This is a genomic window from Streptomyces sp. NPDC048604 (genome assembly GCF_043199435.1).
Taxonomy (GTDB): Bacteria; Actinomycetota; Actinomycetes; order Streptomycetales; family Streptomycetaceae; genus Streptomyces.
This window is the reverse complement of record NZ_JBICVX010000008.1, coordinates 304,220-320,674: the sequence shown is the minus strand read 5'-3', so window position 1 is coordinate 320,674 and position 16,455 is coordinate 304,220. Positions and strand designations below refer to the sequence as shown.

Annotated in this window: 14 protein-coding genes; 4 read left to right on the top strand and 10 right to left on the bottom strand. The window is 71.0% G+C overall.

All coding sequences use genetic code 11. The features are described from left to right. Positions 1-25 precede the first annotated feature (25 nt). Together ACGFMM_RS19285 and ACGFMM_RS19280 are read right to left on the bottom strand one after the other, a co-directional pair. Positions 26-1,261, bottom strand: a complete 1,236-nt coding sequence (locus tag ACGFMM_RS19285; RefSeq protein WP_393647582.1) for a PP2C family protein-serine/threonine phosphatase — start codon at positions 1,259-1,261, stop codon at positions 26-28. Between the two features lie 855 nt (positions 1,262-2,116). After that, the gene (locus ACGFMM_RS19280; protein WP_393647556.1) at positions 2,117-2,458 is read right to left on the bottom strand and encodes a DUF5713 family protein; all 342 of its coding nucleotides are present in this window, start codon (positions 2,456-2,458) and stop codon (positions 2,117-2,119) included. 426 nt (positions 2,459-2,884) lie between these two features. Here ACGFMM_RS19280 and ACGFMM_RS19275 point away from each other — a divergent pair, with 426 nt between their 5' ends. Together ACGFMM_RS19275 and ACGFMM_RS19270 are read left to right on the top strand one after the other, a co-directional pair. Next, positions 2,885-3,430, top strand: a complete 546-nt coding sequence (locus tag ACGFMM_RS19275) for a flavodoxin family protein (RefSeq protein WP_393647555.1) — start codon at positions 2,885-2,887, stop codon at positions 3,428-3,430. 224 nt (positions 3,431-3,654) lie between these two features. After that, positions 3,655-4,341, top strand: coding sequence for a response regulator (locus ACGFMM_RS19270; RefSeq protein ID WP_393647554.1), 687 nt, complete (start codon positions 3,655-3,657; stop codon positions 4,339-4,341). Between the two features lie 28 nt (positions 4,342-4,369). Here the strand turns inward: ACGFMM_RS19270 and ACGFMM_RS19265 are convergent, their stop codons facing one another. The 3 genes from ACGFMM_RS19265 to ACGFMM_RS19255 all read right to left on the bottom strand — a co-directional run bounded on the left by ACGFMM_RS19265 (position 4,370) and on the right by ACGFMM_RS19255 (position 8,089). After that, positions 4,370-6,103 carry a GAF domain-containing protein gene (locus ACGFMM_RS19265; RefSeq protein WP_393647553.1) on the bottom strand — a complete coding sequence of 578 codons (1,734 nt, stop codon included), beginning with the start codon at positions 6,101-6,103 and terminating at the stop codon, positions 4,370-4,372. A gap of 226 nt (positions 6,104-6,329) precedes the next feature. Beyond that, positions 6,330-7,190, bottom strand: a complete 861-nt coding sequence (locus tag ACGFMM_RS19260) for a universal stress protein (RefSeq protein ID WP_393647552.1) — start codon at positions 7,188-7,190, stop codon at positions 6,330-6,332. Beyond that, positions 7,187-8,089, bottom strand: a complete 903-nt coding sequence (locus tag ACGFMM_RS19255) for a universal stress protein (protein ID WP_393647551.1) — start codon at positions 8,087-8,089, stop codon at positions 7,187-7,189. The genes ACGFMM_RS19260 and ACGFMM_RS19255 overlap by 4 nt, the downstream gene beginning before the upstream one ends. 248 nt (positions 8,090-8,337) lie before the next feature. Here ACGFMM_RS19255 and ACGFMM_RS19250 point away from each other — a divergent pair, with 248 nt between their 5' ends. Continuing rightward, positions 8,338-8,961, top strand: a complete 624-nt coding sequence (locus ACGFMM_RS19250) for a CBS domain-containing protein (protein ID WP_393647550.1) — start codon at positions 8,338-8,340, stop codon at positions 8,959-8,961. A gap of 18 nt (positions 8,962-8,979) precedes the next feature. Here the strand turns inward: ACGFMM_RS19250 and ACGFMM_RS19245 are convergent, their stop codons facing one another. Genes ACGFMM_RS19245 through ACGFMM_RS19235 form a run of 3 tightly spaced genes read right to left on the bottom strand, consistent with a single transcriptional unit; the run spans position 8,980 to position 13,219 of the window. After that, on the bottom strand, positions 8,980-11,370 hold the full coding sequence (locus ACGFMM_RS19245; protein WP_393647549.1) for a glycoside hydrolase family 65 protein: 2,391 nt from the start codon (positions 11,368-11,370) through the stop codon (positions 8,980-8,982). Next, entirely contained in the window at positions 11,367-12,140 is a 774-nt protein-coding gene (locus ACGFMM_RS19240) for an HAD family hydrolase (RefSeq protein WP_393647548.1), read from the bottom strand. Before ACGFMM_RS19240 ends, ACGFMM_RS19245 begins: the two co-directional genes overlap by 4 nt. Then, complete coding sequence (locus tag ACGFMM_RS19235) at positions 12,140-13,219, bottom strand: zinc-dependent alcohol dehydrogenase family protein (protein WP_393647547.1); 1,080 nt, start codon at positions 13,217-13,219, stop codon at positions 12,140-12,142. Before ACGFMM_RS19235 ends, ACGFMM_RS19240 begins: the two co-directional genes overlap by 1 nt. 567 nt (positions 13,220-13,786) lie before the next feature. On the opposite strand from ACGFMM_RS19235, the gene ACGFMM_RS19230 reads away from it, so the two are divergent. After that, complete coding sequence (locus ACGFMM_RS19230; protein WP_393647546.1) at positions 13,787-14,593, top strand: potassium channel family protein; 807 nt, start codon at positions 13,787-13,789, stop codon at positions 14,591-14,593. Positions 14,594-14,784: 191 nt separating this feature from the next. On the opposite strand, the gene ACGFMM_RS19225 is transcribed toward ACGFMM_RS19230, so the two are convergent. Together ACGFMM_RS19225 and ACGFMM_RS19220 are read right to left on the bottom strand one after the other, a co-directional pair. Continuing rightward, positions 14,785-15,240 (bottom strand): Hsp20/alpha crystallin family protein, encoded by a 456-nt coding sequence (locus ACGFMM_RS19225; protein WP_393647545.1) that lies wholly within the window; start codon positions 15,238-15,240, stop codon positions 14,785-14,787. 286 nt (positions 15,241-15,526) lie between these two features. Beyond that, positions 15,527-16,423 carry a universal stress protein gene (locus ACGFMM_RS19220; protein WP_393647544.1) on the bottom strand — a complete coding sequence of 299 codons (897 nt, stop codon included), beginning with the start codon at positions 16,421-16,423 and terminating at the stop codon, positions 15,527-15,529. Positions 16,424-16,455: the final 32 nt, after the last annotated feature.

Here is a 16,455-nt window from a genome sequence, read left to right as displayed (position 1 = left end):
GTGGTCGGTCAGCCTGAGCGGGTCTTCACAGGCGCACGACGATCAGGGCGATGTCGTCCCGGGCGCCGCCGGCCACGCCGAGGTGGGCCAACAGGGCGTCGGCGAGTCGGTCGGGGCCCATCCGGGCATAGCGGGCGAGGGCGTCGGTGAGCCGGCGCAGGCTGACGTCGATGTCCTCGCCGCGGCGTTCGATGAGCCCGTCCGTGTACAGGACGAGGATGTCACCAGGGGTGTAGGGCTGGGTGGACTGAGGGCGGGGGACGTGTTCGGGGCGGACGCCCAGCGGGGGGTCTGTGGCCTGGTCCAGTAGGTCGTGGGTGCCGTCGGGATGCACCAGGACGGGCGGGTGGTGGCCGGCGCTGCTGTAGGCGATCCGCTGGTGGCGTGTGTCGATCACGGCTTGGACCGCGCTGGTGGCAAGTGCGCCTTCGACTGACCGGGCGTAGAGGCCGAGGACCTCCAGCGATCTGGCGGGCTCATGAAGGGCCCGGACGGCGGCGCTCAGCGCGCTGCGGAGCATGCCCATGACGGCGGCGGCCTCCAGGCCGTGGCCGACGACGTCACCGACCGCGACGCCGAACGAGTCGTCGGGCAGATCCACGACGTCGTACCAGTCGCCGCACACGTTCAGCGACCCGACCGCGGGAAGGTAGCGCACCGCGACGTTCCGATGCCCCTCCAGGTCGGGAGAGTGGAGCATGGCCTCCTGCAAGGCCACGGCGACCTGGCGCTCCCGGGCATGCGCGTGGCGCAGTTCCTCGTTCAGCCGCTGCAGCTCCCGCGCCCGCGCGTACAGCTCGGCCTCCATCACCTCCCGTCTTCCCAGAAGTCCGCCTGCCGGGGGGGCCGGCCGGGAGCGGACGAACTCGGTCACGTCCTCCACCCGGTGGATGATCCACGCCACCTGTCCGTCCGGCCCGAGGACGGGGGTGTTGATCGGCGACCACCACCGTTCCTCGAACACCCCCGGCCGGGAGGCGACAGGGATGTCGTACTTCTGCACCGCCATCGTGTCCGGCTGCTTCGACCGCAGGGCCCGGTGCAGCGAAGCGCCCAGATTCCGCACCCCGTCCGCGGTCGCATCCGCCGGATTGTCCGGGAAGGCGTCAAAAATGTACTGGCCGACCAGGTCCTCCCTGGTCCGGCCGGTGGCGCGCAGGTACGCGTCGTTGACGTCGACGATCACCAGGTCCGGCTCCAGTACCAGATACGGACTGGGCGTGGCCGCGAACAACGCCTTGAAATCAATGCTCGGCCCCACGGGCTTCACACCAGTCCCTTCCGCCGTTCAAAGGGGCTCTTGCCGACACGTTCCGTGACAGTTGCACCTCCCGCTGCCAGGCAGCCCGAACGTGGACCTTCTGTGTGAGAGGTCACCCATCTTCTGAGTCTTCGCGAAGAACCGACGGAATGCAGCTCGGACGGCCGTGCGGGGGCGTGAGCGTTTCGGTCAATGATCCCGAGATCGAGTCCCGACCGGCCGGTGTGGTCGCACGGCCGGACCCTGGATGATCTTGTGGTGCCCTCCGTCATCGAACCGGAGTGGGTAGCCCGAAGCCGGGCATGGGGGCTCGGTGGGCGCAGCGGTGGACGGGAAGCGGACTACTCGCTGCCGGATCTGTCCGGTCTCCCACCGGTCGCAACGGTGCGGCTACCCGGAGTCACTGTTTCCGACGGCCGGCTCAGCGGGCCCTGGCCCGGTCCAGGGTCACCCCAGCGGGAAGCGAGCATGCCGGACCTGCGTCCGGATTCGAGCGCGAGCACGCAGAGTCGCCCGAACGACGAAGACCACCACCCAGTACGGGTGGTGGCCTTCAAATTCACAGTCATCGCGCGAGCGGGACGTAGCGACATCGACGGTCACCCCACCACCGCACAGCGGGAATCCACGTCATCGGGGCGACCACAGCCGAGTTGAGCGGCCCCCGCGCACGTGCGAAGGAACACGAGGGCCACCCACCAGACCACCAACGTCCTGTCGTGGTGTCACCGCTGACCGTACGACCCGTCCGCACTCCCGGCATCCCGAGGAAGACTGCACCCTCCGCGCCGGCAACGGCGCCCACCCGTACCGGCCGGCAGATGCCCTTACCCGGAGGTGGCCCACCCTCCCCGTTCACCAGTCCCGGCCGGCGGCCAACTCCTCCGCATCCGCCTCCGTGAACCCGTATGCCGACGCGACGAAGCAGAACTCTTCACAGATCCACTCCCGCGCGACCGTCTCGATCTCACTCCCGGCCGCTACGAACTCCCCGTCCAGCAGGTTGAACTCCTCCGTCGCAGCCTGGGTGAGCGCATACAAGCTCTCCAGGTCCGACGGCTGTTCGGCCTCGATGCGCTCGCACAGCCGCAACAGGATCGCCTCACCCTGGCCGACCACGTGATCAGGGAAGTACGAGTCGGCGTACATCTGCTGCAGGAACGCGTGTCCCGCTACCTGCTGGTTTGTGATCGGCATGGCACTTCCCCACCTCCGCGAAAGGCTGACGCGCCGATCATGCCTGCTCGTTCGAGATGGCGACCCGCCGGGAGACGAACGCCTTTGGCCGTCCGCCCTGCGCCGCCTCACCCAGGACGCCGAGGTCGTTGCGACCATGGTCTCCCTCGAGGGGACGCCCCGCCGGCCATGCTGCAGCCCGATCCCCTCCCACATGGTCCGAGTTGGCGCTCGCCGCACCATGTATGGCTGAGCCAGGCAGGGGGAGGCCGTCGCCGCCGTGAGCGGGCTGAGACGTCGGCGATGCGACTGGGGACCGTTCGACCCCAGCGAGATGCCTGTCCTGTAGACCAGACTGGTGGCGTCGGCATCGTGCTGCTGAGCGCTGCGGGCGATCGAAGCGGCGGCGGAGACCGGAGAAGGAAGCACCTGAGGAGATGAGTCGTCATGCGTGCTGTGATCGTGTACGAGAGCCTGTTCGGCAACACGCGCGAGATCGCTGACGCGATCGGAGAGGGTGTGAAGGAGACGCACCCGGACGCAGAGGTCGAGTGCGTTGCAGTGGTCGACGCGCTGCCGGAGCGCATCGGCCCCACCGACCTGCTGGTCGTCGGTGGGCCGACCCACCTGCGGGGCATGACCACCAGGATGAGCCGGAAGATGGGGCTGAAGACCGAGAAGCAAGAGGCCGAGAAGGAAGAGCGTCCCTTCACCCCCGAGGAGGGCGCCGAGGGCCCCGGCGTCCGGGACTGGTTCCACGACACGCTCCCGAAGGCCCACACCGGCACCCGTGCCGCCGCTGCCTTCGACACCAGGGCGGACATGCGCCTGGCGGGCGCCGCCGCCGGCGGCATCGCACGTCGGCTGCGCGGCCATGGCTATGAGCTCGTTGCGGAACCGGAGGGATTCATCATCGAAGAGACCGATGGCCCCCTGCGCGCCGGCGAACGGGATCGCGCGAGGGCGTGGGGTGCGGCCCTCCAGGTCGCTTGACCGACCCGCAGGGGAATGCCGCCTGCCCGTGAGTGCCGACAGGGTGGATCCGGGGTGCGCTATCCGGCCGGTCGCCGGTGCCGCTCCTCGCCGGGGCGGTGCGGGCGGTGGAGGGGGTCGTCGGCGTCCGGATGGATCTCGGTTCTGCCCCGTGAGGCGTTCGATGACGGACAATCCTCTAGAGGGGCGGGGCCGTCAGTACCCGAGCAGCCACAGGGGTCGTCATGACCGATCTGCCGACAGCCGCCGCACCGACGCGAGTCTTCCTCGTCGACGACCACGAGGTCGTCCGCCGGGGCCTTCGTGACCTGATCGACAACGAGCCCGACATGGACGTGGTCGGGGAGGCGGCGACGGTCGAGCAGGCGCTGGTCCGAGGCCCTGCGCTGCGGCCGGACGTGGCGGTTCTCGACGTGAGGCTGCCCGACGGCGACGGAATCTCCGTCTGCCGGGAACTCCGCTCCCGGATGCCCGAGCTGGCCTGTCTGATGCTGACGTCGTTCGACGACGAGGACGCCCTGCTCGACGCGATCATGGCGGGCGCGGCCGGGTACGTCCTGAAGCAGATCAAGGGGTCGGATCTGGTGTCGGCGGTGCGGACCGTGGCCACCGGCCAGTCGATGCTCGATCCGGCCACCACCGCCCGGCTGATGCACTCGCTGCGCGACCCCGAGGAGACGAAGCCGCCGGAGGACAAGCGGCTCGCGGTGCTGTCGGAGCGGGAGCGGTCGGTGCTCGATCTCATCGGCGAGGGGCTGACCAACCGGCAGATCGCCAAACGGCTCTATCTGTCGGAGAAGACCGTCAAGAACCACATCTCACGGCTGCTCGGCAAGCTCGGCGTCGAACGGCGTGTGCAGGCGGCCGTCATCGCCGCTCAGGTCCACGAGCACGACGCCGAGGAGACGTAGCGGCTCTCACGCGGCTCCCACGCGGCCCTCACTCCCGCTCGGCCGGGAGCGGGATCCGCCACTCGAGGACGGTGCCGCTGCCCGGCTCCGCCCGCGCGTGGACCGACAGGGTGCCGCCCAGCCGCTCGGCCCGTTCGGACAGGTTCCGCAGTCCGCTGCGGCTGCCGCCGTGCGGCATGCCGACACCGTCGTCGCTCACCGTCACCGCCAGCACGCCCTCGTCGGCCACCACCGACACGTCCGCCCTTCGGGCTCGGGCGTGCCGTGCCACGTTGGTGAGCGCTTCCCCGAGGACGGCGAGCACCTCTTCGGCGGCTTCCGGTGGCACGTCGGTGTCGATCAGGCCTTCCATGCGCAGCGCCGGGGCGAATCCGAGTGTCGACGTGGCCGAGTCGAGCGCTTTGACGACACGACTTCGCAGTTTCAGTGTGGCTCCGGGGGCGTCGTGTTCCCGGAGGCCGAAGATGGTCGATCGGATGATCTTGATGGTGGCGTCGAGGTCGTCGATGGCCCGGTTCAGTCGGTCCACGGCCTCCGGGTGCTCGACGAAGCGCCGGGCGCTCTGCAGCGTCATACCGGTGGCGAACAGGCGCTGGATCGCCAGATCGTGCAGGTCCCGGGCGATCCGGTCACGGTCCTCCAGAAGGCTCACCTGCTCGGCGTCACGACGGCGGTCGGCCAGTTCGAGCGCCAGTGCCGCCTGCCCCACGAATCCGGGGAGGGCCGTGACCTCGGCGGCCGTGAAGGGAGGCCGCCCGTGGCGCCGCGAGAGGATCAGCACCCCGCTGAGTCGCTCCTTGGTGCCGACCGTGACGGCCACCGCCGGTCCGAACCCGTTCCACCGTTCGGGCTGCACCGTGATGCGCGGCTCGTTCTCGACATCGACGACCGTGACCAGGCCCTCCTGTGCGAGGGCGGCGGCAGCCAGGGTGCCCTCGCTGCTCGGAAGGACGACGCCCCGGTGCGCTTCGGCCCCGTCGCCGCAGGCCAGCGAGCCCGTAAGTTCACCGCCCGTACCCACCAGGTAGAAGACCCCCATGTCGGCGCCCGCGATGTCCACCGCCTGCTCCAGCATCCCGTCGAGGACCTGGGACTCCTCCGCGCCGGACAGGAGGGCGCTGGTCAGGTCGGAGTTCGCGGCCAGCCAGCGCTGCCTGAGCCTGCCCTCCTCGTAGAGGCGGGCGTTCTCGATGGCGATGCCGGCCGCGACGGCCAGGGTCGTCACGACGGCCTCGTCCTCGGCGTCGAAGTCCGCCGCTCCCCGCTTCTCGGTGAGGTAGAGGTTGCCGAAGACCTCGTCGCGGACCCGGATGGGGACGCCGAGGAAAGAGTGCATCGGCGGGTGGTGGGGCGGGAATCCGTAGGAGGCGGGGTGCTGGGACAGCTCGGAGAGGCGGAGTGGCTGGGGGTTGCGGATCAGTTCGCCGAGGAGGCCGTGTCCGGACGGCAGGTCGCCGATCTGTTCTCGTAGGTCGTCGCCGATGCCGATGGGGAGGAACTCGGAGAGTCTGTTGTCGTCGCCGATGACGCCCAGGGCTCCGTACTCGGCGTCCACGAGGGTCACCGCCGCCTCCACGATGCCGCGCAGCACCTGCGGCAGGTCGAGTTCGCGGCCCACGGACATGACGGCTTCGAGCAGCCCGTTGAGCCGGTCCCTGGTGCCACGCACCTCGTCGATGCGCACCTGGACTTCGTCGAGGAGCTCGTCGAGTCGCAGCCGCGGACGTCTGTTCTCCGCGGGCTCCGAGCCCTCACGACTCATCCGAACCTCCGGCTGCATCGAGCGCACGAGCCGCACCTGGAGCGCGCACTGTCACCGTAGCCGCGATGAGCCACCCGTTCCTGTCGGGTCCCCCGGGTGGAAGGCGGCGCAGGACGCGGGCCGGCCGCCAGGACGCCCCCGAGTGCCCCCTCACCGACCAGAAGGACGTCACCTGGGACGATCGCGGCCGCCGGGAGGTAAGACGGCGCCGTCGCGCCGCACGCGCTCACCCGGCAGGGACGGTGATCACCGGGCAGTGGGCACGGTGCAGCAGCCCGCGGACGACGGAGCCGACCCGCATCCCGGAGTATCCACCCCGGCCCCTGCGGCCGACGACGACGGCAAGGGCGTGCTCGGCTGCGTCCGCGAGCGTCTCTACGGGGGAACCCGTGGGCACCTCGTGGGTGAGCCGGACGTCGGGATACTTCTCCGCCCAGCCCGCGGTGCTCTCCGAGAGCAGCCGGCGCTCGGCGTGGAACAGCGTGTCGTCGCTGCGCAGGGAGAAGACGGGTGGCTGCCACACGGCGATGGCGCGCACTGCGCAGCGGCGGAGGTCCGCTTCCTCGACGGCCCAGGCCAGGGCTGCTCGTGAGGACTCGCTGCCGTCGACGCCGACCACGAGGTACGGCGTCTCCTGCGTGACGTGTTCCGCGTCGCCCACGACCACCACCGGGCATTGCGCCGTCGCTGTGACCGGGACGACGAGGGAGCCGGCGCTCAGGAACTCCTCGGTACGGCTGAGGTGCCGGGAGCCCAGCACGACCATGCCCGCCTCCTGTGAAAGGCCGGTGAGAACCGCTGCCGGGAATCCGTCGAGGAGGGAGGCGTCGGCCTTGACGGCCGGCTGCCGGGCGTGCGCCCAGGCGAGCGCGGTACCCAGTGCTTCCGTGCCGGCCTGCCGCTGTGCCGGCTGACGGGGGGTGCCGTCGACGTGCTGAGGGTCGTGCCGCGGTGGTACGGCGACCACCAGGCCCAGTCCCACGCCCCGCAGGTGAGCCTCGTCCACCGCCCAGGCAAGGGCCAGGTGCCAGTTCCTGACCGGGTCGATACCGACCGCGATGTCGAATCGGGCCGTGGTGCGTGTCATGACGTGCTCCCGTGTCCGGGCCCTTGCCGAGGGATGAGCTCCACGGGGCAGAGGGCATGCTGCAGCAGGCCGAGCGTGGTCCGTCCGATGGTGGGCCCGAGATAGCCGGGCGACCGTCGGCCTCCGGCCACGAGCAGGTCGGCGTGGCGCGATGCCTCGACGAGAGCTCCGGGCACACTGTGGCTCTTCTGGCCGTCGGCGTGCACGGTCAGTTCCGGGAACTCCTCCCGGACCCTGTCCGACACCGAGGACAGCGCGCGCACGTGATCGCGAGCGATGTCCTCGCCACCGTTGCGCAGCACAGCCCGTGATCCGCCGGAAAGCCCCACACCCCAGATGTGCAGGAGTCGTAGAGGCGCCTTGCGCAACAGGGCCTCACGAGCCGCCGCACGGGCACAGCCCATGTCGGCCTCGTCCCGGACCGCCGCCAGGACGACGCCCCCCTCGGCGGGCTTTGCGGCCCCGCGCACGACGAACACGGGCGTGGTCGCGGCGGCCGCGACCTCGAGGCCGACCGACCCGAGCAGCAGCGAGGAGAATCCGCCGAGGCCGCGGTGTCCGACGACGATCGTGCCGGTGAGAGCGGCGGCTCGTCGCAGACTGCCGGGGGCAGCGCCCTCGGCGAGTTCGGTGACGACGGTCAGCTCGGGGTGGCGCGCCGTGACCGCCTCGGCGGTCCCGTCGAGCAGTTCCCGCCCCGCCTGCAGGCTACTGACGATCTCCGCCCGGGGCAGAAACGGGGCCGGCGCGGTCGTGTCCGCCGCATGGACGAGGCAGAGCGTGCTGCCCCGCAGGGCTGCCTCCGCCGCTGCCCACATCGCCGCTGTGCGTGCGGGCGGTGATCCGTCGACGCCGACGACGACCCTGCCGAGGCCGGGACGGGGTGTGGTTCCGTCCATGGTTCCTCCTCCCACGGTCCGAGGGGCTTGATTCCACCCTGGCAGCCGGCGCCGGGCAGCCGGAGGGCCGCTGGGGCCAATGGCGGGACCAAAGGGTCCCCACCCTGGCCGGTCTGAGCACCGAGGGGCAGTGACGTGCCCGTTCGGTCCCGCCCCGGGACCGTTCGGCCCTCGCCGACGCTCGGCGTGCGTCGGAGGCTGGTTGCACGGGGCAGGACACCTTTCGGACGCCGACAGGAGGCGCCGCGATGAAGCACATGAAGATCGGCGGTCTCATGACCAGCAACGTGATCTCCGCCGTCCCCGCGATGTCGTTCAGGGAGATCGCGAAACTGCTCGCCGAGCACGACATCAGCGGGGTCCCCGTGCTGGACGAGGACGACCATGTCGTCGGGGTCGTCTCCGAGAGCGACCTACTGGCCCGCCACGAGCTGACCGCACGGGAACTGATGACCGGGCCGGCCGTCACGGTCCACGCCGAGGAGTCGGTGGCTGACGCGGCGCGGCTGATGGTGCGTCGCGGAGTCGAGCGCCTGCCCGTGGTCGACGTGGAGGAGCGACTGGTGGGCATCGTGACCCGCCGTGACCTGCTCTGCGTCTACCTCCGCCCGGACGCGGAGATCCGGCGCCGCATCCGCGAGGACGTCCTCACGGACGGCATGGACCTGCCCGGGGACGCGGTGGACGTGCACGTACTCGACGGTGTGGTGACGCTCGCCGGTCGGGTCCGGCGGCGCAGCCAGGCCCTGACGCTCATGGGACTCGCCGAGCGGGTGGACGGCGTGGTCGCGGTCGTGGACCAGCTGACCTTCCACGAGGACGACACACGCCTCACGTCCCCCACCCGGACTCCGCACGATCTCGCCCGGTGATTCACCGCAGAACCCTCCTCACAGACGGAACCAACGCTCCTGTCCGGGTGCGACGGTGACCGTCCGTTCACCGGGGAGGACGACGGCGAGCGGACCCGCGGGCGACGCGGGGACCCGGATGGCCAGCCGCCCGGGAAGTACCCGCAGGCGCACCCCTCGATGCGGGCCGACGCACAGGGTGAAGGCGAACCGTGGGATCTCCGCCAGGGACACCGGAGCCACCCGAAGCCCTTCCGGGCCCGTTTCCAGGCCGGTGATCCCGCGTTCGACGAGGTCGATCGTGCCGGCCATCGCACCGAGATGGATGCCCTCCCCGGTCGTGCCGCCCTGAACGTCGGCCACGTCGGCGAGCAGGGCTTCCTCGCAGTACCGCCACGCCTCGGGGCCCTTCTGCCGGGCCAGGACCCAGCCGTGTACGAGACTGCTGAGAGTCGAGCCGTGGCTGGTGCGCTGCAGGTAGTACGAGACCGTCGCACGCCACACCTCGTCGTCCAGCGCATAGCCGAGCCGGCCGAAAAGGTCGGACAACTCCTCGGTGCGGAAGAGGTAGCCGAGCATGAGGGTGTCGGCCTGTTTCGACGCCTGGTAGCGGTTGACCGTGTCGCCCTCGGCCTCCAGGATCCGGTCGAGTCTGCGGATGTCGCCGTATCGAGCCCGGTAGGCCTCCCAGTCGAGCTCGGCGAGGTCGCCATATCCCTCGAACTGGCTGACCACGCCCTGGTGGAACGGCACGTACAAGCGGCGGGAGACGTCTTCCCAACGGCCGAGTTCGCCGTCGTCCAGCGACAGTTGCTCCGAGAGTTCCGAGCGGCGGGCGTCGGGCAGTTCGCCGAGCAGGTCGAGGCCGCGGGCGAGCACCCATGCGGCGGTCGCATTGGTGTAGGCGTTGTCGTCGATGCCCGGGATCGTCGCATCGGGATAGGCGTCGTGGTACTCGTCCGGTCCCACGACCCCGCGGATCCTGTAGCGGCCCAGGGCCGGGTCGAAGTCGGCGGCACCGGCCCAGTAGCGGGCGACCTCGAGGAGGATCTCCGCCCCGGCGGAGTGGAGGAATCCGCGGTCGCCGGTGGCCTGCGCGTGACGCCAGACGTTGTACGCGACCGCGGAGCCCACATGGCGCTGGAGTCGCGAGTGGTCGGCCAACCAGCGCCCTGATCGCGGGTTGAGGTGCAGGGCCTGGGTCTCCTCCCGACCCGAACTCGCGCTCTGCCACGGATACATGGCCCCCTGACGACCGGCGAGGCGGGCGGCCTCGCGCGCTGCCGGCAGCCGGCGGTGCCGGTACATGAGCAGCCCGCGGGCCACCTCGGGGAAGTGAAGGTCGAGGTAGGGCAGGACGAAGAGCTCGTCCCAGAAGACGTGCCCCCGGTACGCCTCACCGTGCAGTCCCCGCGCGGGCACGCCCACGTCGAGGTCCGCCGTGTGCGGGGACAGTGTCTGCAGCACGTGGAACACGTGCAGCCGCAGGATGCGGCCCGCCTCCCCTGGCACGCGCAACTCGCCCTGCTCCCAGACGCGCTGCCAGGCCGCCCTGTGGGCGGAGAGCAGGCCGGGGAAGGCCGGGGCACGAGCGATCACGTCGGTGGCAGCCGAGAGCGGGTCGGCGGCGGGCCTGTCCATCGAGGTGTGCAGCGCCAGAGTCTTCGCGACCATGGCAGAGCGGCGGGGAACGATCGGCAGGTGGAAGGTCTGCACGGTGCCGGTCCCGGTGGCCTCCTCCCGCGCGGACCGCGCAGGGCGGGTGATCGTGCGCACGGCCATGGCGATCCTGATACCCGGGGCGACGGTACGGCAGGAGACCCAGGCGACACCGTCGGGCTCGAATCCGGTCCGGTGGTCCGTGAGATGACGCCCGTCCAGGCGCCTGTAGCGCTCCACGCCGGCGTTGGTGACGGCAACGTCGAGGACGGACTGCACCTCGACGGAACCGCTCCAACCGTAGGCGCGAAACAAGGTGCACTGGGCCGCAAGCCGGGAGTCTCCCATGTGCACGACGCGGATGTGGCTGACATGCAGCCCCCGCCCGCGGGCGTCCTCGAAGAACAGGCGCCGGGTGAGGATGCCCGCACGCAGATCCAGACGGACGTCGTAGTGACGCAGCTCCCCGGAGTCGGGTGTCAGCCAGTCACCGGCCGGGCCTCCGTCCGGCAGGCAGCGGTAGCGCAGCAGCGTCCAGTTCGGAAGGTTGACGAGGTCCTCGTTCTCGATCCGCTCGCCCGCGACGACCGAGGTCAGCCGGTCGTAGCAGCCGGCCAGATAGGTCCCCGGGTAGTGCCCGGTCCCGGCAGTGCACTCGGGAGCGGACCCCCGGGTGGCGAACCGGCCGTTGCCGAGCGTGCAGAGCGCTTCGACCAGCGGCTCGCGTTCCGGGTCGTACCGGTCGTACCCCCACGTCCAGGCAGTGGTCATCCGACCTCGCCCCACACGCTCCGGACCAGCGTCGTGAGATCGGGAACCACGAGGTGGGCGCCCTGCTCTCGCAGGAGGGCGGCGGTGGGCCTCAGCGGGGTGCGGTCGACACCCACGACGAGCCCGAAGCCGCCGCGACGCGCTGCCTCGATGCCGGCGAGGGCGTCCTCGGCGACCGCGGTGTCCTGCGGGCGGCTGCCGAGGAGGGCCGCCGCCCGCAGGAAGAGCGCGGGATCCGGCTTGCCGGCGAGGCCGAGCCGGGCGACGTCCTCACCGTCCACGATCACCGCGAGGAGACCGGCGAGGCCCGCAGCCCGGATCAGTGCCCGGGCATGCCGTGAGGCAGACGCCGCGGCACAGGGCACTCCCGCCGTGCGCAGGGCCGCGAGCGCGGGCCGTGCGTCGGCGAAGGCGGCAACGCCTTCCGTACGAAGCAGCTCGACGAACGCCTTTTCCTTGTGTGCTGCGACGCCCCAGACCGTGCCACAACCGGGCGCGTCGTGCGGCTCTCCCGCCGGGAGGTGGAGATCGCGGGCGGTGAGGAAGGCCGCAGCTCCGTCGTACCGGGACCTGCCGTCGACGAACCGACGGTACTCGGCGTCCGCGTCGAAGGGCGCCTGTGTCCCCCTGTCGGGCGCGAGCCGGTCGAGGCAGGCGTCGAACGCGATCTTCCACGCCGCCGCGTGCACGACGGCTGAGTCGAGCAGTACGCCGTCGGTGTCGAGGACGACACCGACCGGCTGCCGAGAACCCAAGCCTCGGCTGTTCATCAGGCCACCGACGGGTCGGGAGGACTCACGACCGTGTGCTGCGGGCCGCCCAGTGCGACTTTGATGGCACCGGTCTCGGCCGCGCCGCCGAAGACCTCGTACGCCTCCTCCATCGCCCCCAGCTCGAACCGGTGGGTGACGAGTTCTGCCGACGGCAGCCGCCCGCCGGCCATCATGCGCAGCAACATGGGCGTGGACGAGGTGTCCACCAGCCCGGTGGTGATGGTGACGTCCTTGATCCACAGGTCTTCCAGATGGAGGGACGCCGGCTTGCCGTGGACTCCGATGTTGGCGACCCTGCCCCCGGGCCGGACCATCCGCGTACACGTCTCGAACGCCTCGGGAACTCCGACGGCTTCCATGACGACGTCGGCGCCGAGGCCGTCGGTCAGATCCGCGACCAGTTGTTCCGGGTCCTCCCCGGCGTTCACGGTGGCGTCCGCGCCGAGGGTACGGGCGGCCTCCAGCCGCGATTCGGCCAGGTCGACGGCGACGATCCGGCCCGGACTGTAGAAACGGGCGGTGGCGACGGCGGCGAGACCGATGGGGCCCGCGCCGACGACGACCACCGTGTCGGCGGGGCGCACGGCGCCGTTCAGGACCCCGACCTCGTAGGCGGTGGGGAAGATGTCGGCGAGCAGGACGGCGTCGAAGCTGTCGATCGAGTCCGGCAGCGGGTGGACGGACAGGTCGGCGAAGGGCACGCGGACGTATTCGGCCTGTGTGCCGTCGACGGTGTGGCCGAGGATCCAGCCGCCTCCGCCCCGGCACTGCCCGTAGCGACCTTCACGGCAGAAGCGGCACCTGCCGCAGGCGGAGATGCAGGAGATCAGGACGCGGTCGCCCGGTCGCACCGTGCGGACGTCGCTTCCGGTCCCCACCACCGTGCCGACCGCCTCGTGTCCGAGGACCCGGCCGGGCGTCACCTCGGGCACGTCCCCCTCCAGGATGTGCAGGTCCGTGCCGCAGATGGTGACCACGTCGACCCGCACGATCGCGTCGCCAGGGTCCTCGATGACCGGGTCGGGCACATCCTGCCAGTCCATACGGCCCGGCTCCTGGAAGACGAGTGCCTTCATGGCGTCCACCCACTTCCTGTCGCGTGTCGCTTCGGTCCTCCGCCCCAGCCTCCGTGGAGCGTCCCCGCGGCGCATGAGCCGGTCGGCCCCGAGTGGGACCCGATCGGACCTCCGGACCAGCCGGGCCGGATGTCAGGGTGGAGCCACCGAAGGAGGGCCGGGGATGTCCGGAGCAGCCCCGAAGCCCGCTCCCGCCACCGCGCGCCCGGCACTGCTCAGCTTCCTGGGCGACGTGGGAACGGTGGCCGGAGGCACACGTTCCCGGTCGAGAGCGACCATGCCCGGGTCCTCCTCGACCGGTCTCTTCCAGGGTTTCGCAGACCTCCGGCGGCGCAACCGGGAGCGGTTCGCCCGCGACCGCTGCCGACGTCGACGCCGTGGTGGCCATCTGCGGCGTACCATCCGGTCGCGTACGACGGCACGCCCGAAGGGGCGAGCGTGCGGGGCCAGTGGGCTGAGACAGGAGCCCGGACGCGGGACGTGGTCGCCGCCCTCGGGAACAGTGCCGGGATGACGTGGCTTGCGACGCCGGCGGGCGCTGTCCTGGTGCTGTTCATCCTCCGAGACGTGTTCCATACGCTCTGGCACCCGACCCGGCACGGAGGTCTGAGCAGGCTGGTCATGGTGTCCCTCTGGTGGCTGTCCGCCCGCCTCGGCGCGCGGTGGCGGCCGGCCGGCCTCGCAGGCCCACTCGGCATGGTGACGGTCGTGGCCGTGTGGGCCCTGACCGTGGCCGTCGGCTGGGGGCTCGTCTACTGGCCCCACATGCCGGAGGACTTCTCGTACGCGGCGGGGCTCGTCCCGTCCGAACACGCGGGCCCGGTCGACGCCTTGTACATCTCGCTGGTCACCCTCGCCACACTCGGGATCGGCGACATCGCCCCGACCTCGGGCTGGCTGCGCGTGCTCGCACCCTTGGAGGCCCTGGTGGGATTCGTGCTGCTGTCGGCGACTGTCGCCTGGATCCTCGGCATCTACCCGGCGCTCGCCCGCCGCCGGGCCCTGGCCCTGCGGCTGTCCCACGTCCGCCGCAGCCGGGCCACCGCCGGGGCGCTCGAATCCGAGGGGGGCGCGGCGATCCTCGACGGGCTCGCCTCGGCCCTCTCCACGATCACGGTCGACTTCATGCAGTACGCCGAGTCGTACTACTTCCACGACGGCGACGACCACACGTCCCTGCCCCGGCAGCTCGGCTACGCCCTGGGCCTCACGGACCAGGCCGCCGGGGCACACCACCCCGACGTCCGGCTCTCCGCATCGGTGCTGCGCAGGGCACTCGAAGACCTGGCGGTGGTGCTCGACGAACGCTTCCTGCGCACGGGAGACGGACCCGAACGGGTCTTCGCGGCCTATGCCGCCGACCACGGACACTGAACCGCGGCCGCGGTGCGATCAGCTGCCCGACCGGTTCCCGCGCGACGTTCTCCCCGCAGCCCGGTTCCGCGACACCGCTCAGGGGGTGGTGCCGGGGATGTCGTGCTGGTCCGCAGAGTTGCCGATCTTCTCGGCGATCCCGGCGGTCGCGCCGGCCTTGCTGCCGTAGGCGACCAGAACTCGCTCGGGTTTCACGACGTGGCTCCTTCGGGCGGGGTGCCGCCTCGCTTCACCCGGATGGTGCGTGCGGCGCCGGTCTCCTCCTCGGGCATCGGAACGCGGATGGTGAGAATGCCGTCCGCGTACGACGCCTCGACGTCGTCGGCCGGGATCGTGGCCGGGAGACGCACGGTCCGGCGGAACGATCCGTAGCGGAACTCCGAGTGCTCCTTGTCCTCCTCGCTCTCGCTGTGTTCCGCACTCACCGTGATCAATTTGTCGTCGGCGGTGATGGCGAAATCGTCGGGGTCCATCCCGGGCAGTTCGGCCCGCAGTACGTACACGCCGTCTCCGCTGGTCACCTCCACAGGAATGGAGTGAGCAGCCGTCGCGGGCCGCCACCCGGGCAGCCCCGGAAACTCCCGGTCGAACCAGTCGTTGAAGTCGGGGAAGAGGCTGTGCCTGCGTTCCACCTTGCCTCCGGCCATTGTTCTGCTCCTCGTTCCCGGGGCCCAGGGCGGTCGCCGTGGACCCGAGTCGGTACGGACGGGCGGTGGACCGGATTACGGGGCCGGTCCGACTCCGTAACCCAATCGTCCGCCCGCGAGCGCGCGTGGCGCAGCATCCAAGAGGGCTGTCCGACGGGGCCGAACGGGCCGCACCGGGACCGACCGGCCCATGGTGCGACGGCTCAAATGCTGTCGGCGGCAGATCTCTTCGACGACGTGGCCCACCCCCTGCCGAACGGGTCAGCAGGTCGAGGTCGGTCGGTCGTCACGGGAACAAGGGCGGACGACCCATGCCGTGTCGCCGGTTCGCCCGCTCGCGCCGGGGAAGTGGGACGACGATCAGCGGACACATGGCGCGGTGCAGCAGGCCGTGGACCGTCGACCCCAGCCGCATGCCGGAGTACCCTCCGCAACCTCTTCGGCCGACGATGACTGCGAGGGACTCCTCGGACGTCAGGGCGAGTTGCTCAACCGGGTGTCCCCGAAGGACCTCTTGCGAGATGGCGACGTCCGGATACCTTTGCGCCCACCCGGCCACCGACCCGGCCAGCCGGCGACGACACTCGGCCAGCCCCTCGGCCACGTCGTCGTGGGCGAAGCCGGAAGGGGGCCAGACCCAGACGGCGCGCAGCCGTGCCTCGCGCAGGCTCGCCTCCTCCACGGCGAAGGCCACCGCGGCCCGTGAGGATTCGCTGCCGTCCACGCCGACAACAAGGGTCGGTGGGTGTACGGCGCTGGGCTCAGGTACGCGGACCACGACGACGGGGCATTCGGCCCGCGCGGCGAGCGGGACGACGACGGAGCTCTCGCCGAACACCTCGGCCGCCCGGCCGAGACGGCGCGAGCCCACGACGACGAGGGCGGCGTGCGCCGCCATGTCGCTCAGCACAGTCCCCGGCACACCGTTCACGAGTTCCGTCGCGATCCTCAGACCGCCGTACAGCTCCCGTACGAGGTCCTCCGCGTTGGCGATCGCCGACTCCGCACGGAGGCGGAGGGCGCTCCGGTGGGCGAGCGCGTCGTACCTGAGCCCGTCGTGGACGGGCGGTACCGCGACGACCAGGCAGAGCGCCGGTCCTCTTCGTACGGCCTCGTCGGCGGCCCAGACGAGAGCGGGGATCGACTGCTCCCGGGGGTCGATTCCGACCAGAATCTCGTTCACAACTCCTCGACCCGTGCAGCGAATGCGGGTGG

Coding starts and splice junctions, on each gene's coding strand:
- ACGFMM_RS19280 (WP_393647556.1), bottom strand. CDS start 2,458: ATGCCGATCACAAACCAGCAGGTAGCGGGACACGCGTTCCTGCAGCAG.
- ACGFMM_RS19275 (WP_393647555.1), top strand. CDS start 2,885: ATGCGTGCTGTGATCGTGTACGAGAGCCTGTTCGGCAACACGCGCGAG.
- ACGFMM_RS19270 (WP_393647554.1), top strand. CDS start 3,655: ATGACCGATCTGCCGACAGCCGCCGCACCGACGCGAGTCTTCCTCGTC.
- ACGFMM_RS19265 (WP_393647553.1), bottom strand. CDS start 6,103: ATGAGTCGTGAGGGCTCGGAGCCCGCGGAGAACAGACGTCCGCGGCTG.
- ACGFMM_RS19260 (WP_393647552.1), bottom strand. CDS start 7,190: ATGACACGCACCACGGCCCGATTCGACATCGCGGTCGGTATCGACCCG.
- ACGFMM_RS19255 (WP_393647551.1), bottom strand. CDS start 8,089: ATGGACGGAACCACACCCCGTCCCGGCCTCGGCAGGGTCGTCGTCGGC.
- ACGFMM_RS19250 (WP_393647550.1), top strand. CDS start 8,338: ATGAAGCACATGAAGATCGGCGGTCTCATGACCAGCAACGTGATCTCC.
- ACGFMM_RS19245 (WP_393647549.1), bottom strand. CDS start 11,370: ATGACCACTGCCTGGACGTGGGGGTACGACCGGTACGACCCGGAACGC.
- ACGFMM_RS19240 (WP_393647548.1), bottom strand. CDS start 12,140: ATGAACAGCCGAGGCTTGGGTTCTCGGCAGCCGGTCGGTGTCGTCCTC.
- ACGFMM_RS19235 (WP_393647547.1), bottom strand. CDS start 13,219: ATGAAGGCACTCGTCTTCCAGGAGCCGGGCCGTATGGACTGGCAGGAT.
- ACGFMM_RS19225 (WP_393647545.1), bottom strand. CDS start 15,240: ATGGCCGGAGGCAAGGTGGAACGCAGGCACAGCCTCTTCCCCGACTTC.